General features: G+C 39.1%; 5 protein-coding genes and 1 pseudogene. 1 reads left to right on the top strand and 5 read right to left on the bottom strand.

Annotation, left to right across the window (positions count from 1 at the left end; all coding sequences use genetic code 11):
- The 3 genes from DP116_RS28660 to DP116_RS20115 form a co-directional block, all read right to left on the bottom strand.
- Positions 1 to 508: hypothetical protein (locus DP116_RS28660; RefSeq protein WP_211173401.1), on the bottom strand; the 508-nt coding region annotated here is incomplete at its 3' end.
- A gap of 232 nt (positions 509 to 740) precedes the next feature.
- Positions 741 to 2180 carry a DUF5009 domain-containing protein gene (locus DP116_RS20120; protein ID WP_169156859.1) on the bottom strand — a complete coding sequence of 480 codons (1440 nt, stop codon included), beginning with the start codon at positions 2178 to 2180 and terminating at the stop codon, positions 741 to 743.
- Positions 2181 to 2368: 188 nt separating this feature from the next.
- Positions 2369 to 3235, bottom strand: a complete 867-nt coding sequence (locus DP116_RS20115) for a polysaccharide deacetylase family protein (protein ID WP_339381503.1) — start codon at positions 3233 to 3235, stop codon at positions 2369 to 2371.
- A gap of 303 nt (positions 3236 to 3538) precedes the next feature.
- Here DP116_RS20115 and DP116_RS20110 point away from each other — a divergent pair, with 303 nt between their 5' ends.
- A complete protein-coding gene (locus tag DP116_RS20110; protein WP_169156858.1) occupies positions 3539 to 4387 on the top strand; it encodes a class I SAM-dependent methyltransferase in 849 nt (282 codons plus the stop codon).
- A gap of 106 nt (positions 4388 to 4493) precedes the next feature.
- Here DP116_RS20110 and DP116_RS20105 read toward each other — a convergent pair whose 3' ends face one another.
- Together DP116_RS20105 and rppB are read right to left on the bottom strand one after the other, a co-directional pair.
- Complete coding sequence (locus tag DP116_RS20105; RefSeq protein ID WP_169156857.1) at positions 4494 to 4997, bottom strand: 2TM domain-containing protein; 504 nt, start codon at positions 4995 to 4997, stop codon at positions 4494 to 4496.
- 135 nt (positions 4998 to 5132) lie between these two features.
- Positions 5133 to 6044 (bottom strand): annotated as a pseudogene (gene rppB, locus DP116_RS20100) (two-component system sensor histidine kinase RppB); the annotation flags it as partial.
- Between the last annotated feature and the right edge of the window lie 53 nt (positions 6045 to 6097).

The raw sequence follows: 6097 nt of genomic DNA, 5'->3' as shown, positions 1-6097 counted from the left end.
CATAAACGTACCAGGTACTCTTGGCTTGTCCCTGATTGGGTTGAAGTGGCTGCACGAATGTGACTTTCCAGTGATCACCGCCATATCTGAGGGCATTATTGTCAATAGATGAAACGCGAAATTGCTGACCTGGTGTGGCTATATACTTGTCTTGTGGTGCTAAATTTGACGATTGTTCCCGCCAGTCTTGTTTGAAAGTTGTAGTTGTCCTTGGTGTTAAAGTGACTGAACTTGATGGAACACTTGATAATTCTTCTACATGAGGTGCGTAAACGTACCAAGTACTTTTCGCTGTACCTTGATTAGGCTGAAGTGGTTGCTCGAAAGTGACTAGCCAATGATCGCCACCATATTTCTCAGCATTACGGTCAATGGACGTAACGCGAAGTTGCTGACCTGCTTGAGCTAAATACTTGTTTTGTTGTTGTAGCTGAGGATCATTTGATTGTAGCCGCCAGTCCTGCTTGAAAATCGTATTTGTTTTCACTCTTAAAGTGATTGTTGGCATTGATGCATCTCCTAGTAGCACAGTTTGAAGCGTTGAAGCTTCTGTTGTTTGTTAATTTATTACTTCAAATCTTGCACCATCATTTTCGTCCGCCAATAAATCAATTCCCGAACTTGAGTTCAAGGCGTACTATGGATGAGGTGCAAGATTTGAGTGACTCGAAATTATAATAACCGATATTATAGTAAAAGAAAGAACTTTTATGATAAGTATATTTCAGTATATTTAACGATTATGCTCTCCAAAAGAACTTCAACTTAGTAAAAAGACTGACAAGACAGGCGATCGCTAACGTATAAATGACACCTTTGAAAAAACCTGTCAAGGGGGTATTTGTAAACTCTAAAATCAACGGTTCAATGTGACTTAATCTCAGAATAGGCAAGAGAAGATTGGCAAAAGCTACATAGGCAATCATTGGGTTTTGTCCATTGTCTATGAGTAGCTGAAGAGATTTTCGCTGTTTGAAGATATCTAGGAGTATGGTGAAGATCATTAGGAAAAAAAGTGCGATCGCCGTGGTAACAAAGTAGTAACTCAACGTCGAAGGGTCTTTCTTTATCCCATTCTCAAATGGCTCAAAAAGCAAGCCAAGTGCCAACCAATAAATTCCCCATTGGTAAAATGATTTCAGCAACCTTTCCGTATCATTCACTGGATTGACAAATAAAAACCAACTTATTGAACAAAGAACGAAACTCAGTAATGTTGTTTGCCACACCCACCTAGTCTGTAAGCCAATGAGTAGTGCCAAACAAATACTCAACATCATGAGAATAATGCTAAAAAAATGTAGCTGATTCCAAGAAAAGTCAATTTCTTCATCTTCCTCATTTCTAGTTGGAGTTTGCAGCCAGTTGAGAATAAAATCTCCTATAATAGTTCCAGGAATAACAATAAACAAATACTGTAAATAATCAAATTTAAAAATCCAAGGCACAGGTGAAGCGTGCCACAGTATAGCAATCCAACTTTGTTTAACAGTAGCCGACAGCCGTAAAGCAATCAATAAGCCTAAGAATCCTAGACGTAGCAACAAATTATTTCTGGTAAAAAACCAGGCAAGTGAACCAAAAACCGCCATGTTTGTCAGAACGACTAGGATAATATCACTTCTTGAAAGTGAGAATCCACGTCCATCTGGATATTGAAGAAAAGAGATAAGAATAATTGCTGCTATTGAAGCACTAAGGGGAAGCCATTTTATATAGTGCCTCAATTGTAAATTGACAGATAACCGAACGAACATAAAAAAGAGTATTAAAAAACCCAACAAAGCTATCCACCATGTTTGTTGAGTTGGATTTGGATTGATTTTATATGGTCTCAGATGTTGAAGAATTATTGCAAATACTCCTAATAAAAATCCTCTTTTAAGAATGTATAAAATAACTTGTTTTGTCGTAAATCCTTTAGCAAGACGACTCGACAACGCTAAAGGAATAGCTGCTCCCAGACAAAACAAAAAAATTGGAAATACAGTATCTACCCAAGTTAACCCAGGCAGATTAGGATTAAATGTATGAGCAGGTGGTGGTTCCTGAGCATGGTACATCCAAGCTGGCAAAATTTTATACCTTATCGTGCCTGACAAAACCATTGCCAAAATTGCAAATCCACGCAGTGCATCTAAGGCGTAGGCACGTTTTAGGTTGACAGTCTTTTCTTGCATGGAAATCTCCTAAGAAACACTCTTAACAGGGAACTCTTAACAGGGAAAGAGTGTTTCTTTCATTTATAACGGGCGGTGCGCCGTCAGTGGGGCGCTTTCAAGAAACACCTTTTTCCCTTACACCCTTACACCCCTACACCCCTACACCCCTGTGTTTCTTAGGAGTCACGGAAAATGTTTCATCCTGCCTATTTACCTTCACATTTTTGTAGACTCTTGTCTTGCTGAAAACCTTCAGCTATTTCCAGCATTTGTTGAAATGTCATTTTTCGATTAACTGGTATACGAGGAATTTCATAGAAGTTTTGATTGCAGTCGTAATCGAGTATTTTGTCATTGTAGAGATATGTTGATAAATAATATTTAGATGCATAGTATCGCACCTGTTTATTAGAAGCTCCGTAAGGATAAGCGAGATGAGATGCTACTTGCTGTTGTGGATCTAAATCTTGAGTGCATTGTCTCAGTTTAATCTGGGCTTGCTGGAGTTCTTGAACTAACTCGCGACGAGTCAGTGTTGTTAAGTTTTTATGATTCAAGCCATGAGATTGAATATCATAAAAACCTTTTTTCAAACCTTCTCTCAATTCCTGGCATCCTAAGTGAGTAGAGGCACTTTCTTCTCGTTGCATAATCCCTGGGTTGATAAACAAGACTACTTTTACTTTTTTACCGTATTTCTTTTCAAGCTTAGACAAAATGGGTAGTAAGTTCGTGTGTACTGTTTTATATCCGTCATCAAATGAAATCATGATTGGCTTTTGATTGGAATGCTCTTTTGGTATTTCGTGATATTTTTTTAAGAATAAATCATATAATTCTTGAGTTGTTAAAAACCAATAGTTATGACGAACTAAATGCTCTAAGATTTTCTCTAAATCTTTTTCTGGGTAGTGCATATCTCGCAATTGAGAAGTAGGAGTATTAGCAGAAAGAATGCCATGAAAACCCAAAATAGGAATGAGAGGCTTATTAATGATTAACTTGATGAGCAAAAAAAGAATTAAAAATGCTAGGATTAAAGGAAAGGGAAAGCTTTGATTCTTTTGACTCACTTTGATTAATTTTGTTCTATTGGATGGTAGATGTAACGAGTTTTAGGGAAATTTTTTAACCGCAGATGGACGAGTATGGACGCAGATAAATACAGATAATTTATCTGTGTTTATCTGTGATTTTCTGTTCCAAAAAATTGACTTTTGTAGGAGACTTCATCAGCTAAAGCTCACAAGGAAGGATAAAAGTAGATTTTTGAGGCAGGTCTATTGTATTACAGCATGACCGAAGTGTCGCACTTGCCAAACAGCATTTATCATAAGTCTAGGTTCTAAAAAACAGTCGCACCTCAAACCAATGTCATGGCTAAACAACTTAAGTTAAATGACTACAAGCAGCAGATAGCGGATGTGTATAATCGCAGAAGTCACAACTACGATGAAAGTGAATGGCATTTGAGGATTGCTCATCGTCTGGTTGAATACGCACAAATCAGCCCTGGATATGACGTTTTGGACATTGCAACTGGAACAGGTCATGTTGCAATTGAAGTTGCTCAAAGAGTTGGCTCTTCTGGTAGAGTTGTAGGTGTGGATATTTCAACTGAGATGCTAACTCTTGCTCGGCGCAAGGTTGAGGCGTTAAGTCTAAGCAATGTTGAACTTCAATTTGCGGATGCTGAAGCCCTGAATTTTCCAGTCAACAGTTTTGACCGAATTTTGTGCGCGAATGCATTTCCTTTGATGACAGATATGGAAGCTGCATTACGCCAATGGATGCAATTTCTCAAACCTAATGGGTTAGTTGGTTTTCATGCACTTGCGGATACAGCTTTAGTTGGAGTTGTTATTTGGCAGAAAGTTTTTGAAAACTATGGTGTTTCGCGAGAGTTGAGCGAACCAACAGGTACAGTTGAAAAATGTCACAACCTGCTTGAGCGAGCAGGCTTTGAAGCGATTGAAATTAAGACGGAGCAGTACGGTAGTTATATTAGTTTAGAGGAGGCAAAGCAAAGGTGGACTATAAGTTCTTATCCAGCCCCCAAATTTTCTAACACTCTGTTCCAGCTTTCACCAGAGCAACTAGAAGAAATCAAGGCTGAATTTGATGCACAATTGCAGGCATTAGTGACAGAGCATGGTATATGGAATGATGGTACCTGCTTTTTTGTATTTGGTCGTAAAGGAGCAAACAGCATCACTCATCAATAAATCAGGGAACAGGGAACTCTGAACACTTATCAAGCAATTGATGACTGATGACTGATAACTGATAACTGTTTTAATAACGGGCGATGTCTGCAATTTTGACTGGTGACTAAATCTGCCACGCCTTGAGCCATTTACTCACGACTGTGTTAAAGAATTTTTTCACCTGATGCTTGCGACGCCATCTTTGGAAAGCGAGTTCGTATTCTTCGCCTTTAGAGTTAAAAGTATTCCAAGCATCAAGACCGACTGCAAACCCACAGCAGAGTAGGATATATAGTGACCAGGAAAGACCAGCACCACCAAGTAGATCAATGGACAACAAAAAGGCGTTAACAATTGTATAATTACCAAAACGCTTTTTGAATCTACCTTGACGATGAGCGTTGAAAGCTCGTCGTTGTAGCATTTCTCCTTGTTGTTCTAGCCAGTCTCGTTCTGCTTGTTGGAGAGTTTCTGGCGAAATTTCTAATTCTCCAGCAATTTCTCGCAGTTGCTCGTAGGAAAATTCTTTGTTGTTATCGTCTGCTTGACGTGCGATCGCCAGATGGAGAATTTGCTGTATATCCTCTTGGCTATAAGTCCGAGTTACTCTAGTTTCAAAAGTCGTCATAACTTTGTTTCTTTTAGTATTTCCAATAAAAAGTTTTGTTTCGATGCTTTAGCACTAGTTTTAGACTAGCAAATATAGCTGGTGCTGTGGGTAGATGGTATACACAGGAAAAATATAAAATTTTACTTAAAAATATTACTTAAATTTACGTGGACGACGAGACAGCCATTTGAATCGATAAATAGAACGAACACCTTCAAATGTAGTGGTATCAAAAGGCAGTAGAATTGTAAAAGTGCTACCTTTGCCTAATTCACTTTGCACATTCAAGTTGCCGTGGTGCGCTTGAACAATTGCTTGGGCAATCGCCAACCCTAATCCAGAACCGCCAGTGCTACGAGAGCGATCGCTATTCACCCGATAAAAGCGATCAAAAATTCGCCCAAGCTCGGTTTGTGGAATGCCAATCCCTGTATCTTGAACCTGAATCACAGCATAATGGTCACTGCGGTCTAAGACAACAGTTATTTTGCCTTCCTTGGGTGTGTATTGAATCGCATTGATAATTAAGTTAGAAATCAGACGATAAAGCTGCTCAGAATTACCGATGATGTTTAGAGGTTGATGGACTTGTATTGAAGATGTCAGGTTCACATGAGCGGCGATTGCCATCGCTGCAAATTCTTCAACTAAATCGCTTATAATCTCATCCAGACAACATTCGTGTCGCATTGGTATAGGTTGTCTATCTAAGCGAGCTAACAACAGCAAATCAGCAACCAAAGTTGTCAGTCGCAGATTCTGACGTTGTATGGTTTGCAGAGTCTCTCGCACTTCTGTTTCATCCAGTTGTGGTACCATGAGCACTGATTCCACTGTTGCGCCTGTTGCAGCTAAAGGTGTTCGTAACTCGTGTGCTGCATCTGCTGTAAACTGTTGAATTTGTCTGTAGGATTGGTAAATAGGTTGCATTGCTAATCCTGCCAACCACCAACTCGCGACACCAACAATAACCATAGCCATAGGTAATCCCAAGGCTAAAATTAATTTCACAGCATCTAGATAACCAATGAAGTTTTCGAGACTACGCCCGACTTGTATATAACCGTTATATAATACCTACCCAAAGCTGTCCATTACTGGAAATATCTACCTTGGGC

Source organism: Brasilonema bromeliae SPC951, from assembly GCF_012912135.1.
Classification (GTDB): Bacteria; Cyanobacteriota; Cyanobacteriia; order Cyanobacteriales; family Nostocaceae; genus Brasilonema; species Brasilonema bromeliae.
This window is presented reverse-complemented; position numbering and strand designations above follow the sequence as displayed.

What these genes read in the sequence shown, in the direction of transcription:
- DP116_RS20120 (WP_169156859.1), bottom strand. Translation starts at nt 2,180, where the DNA reads ATGCAAGAAAAGACTGTCAACCTAAAACGTGCCTACGCCTTAGATGCA.
- DP116_RS20105 (WP_169156857.1), bottom strand. Translation starts at nt 4,997, where the DNA reads ATGACGACTTTTGAAACTAGAGTAACTCGGACTTATAGCCAAGAGGAT.
- DP116_RS20110 (WP_169156858.1), top strand. Translation starts at nt 3,539, where the DNA reads ATGGCTAAACAACTTAAGTTAAATGACTACAAGCAGCAGATAGCGGAT.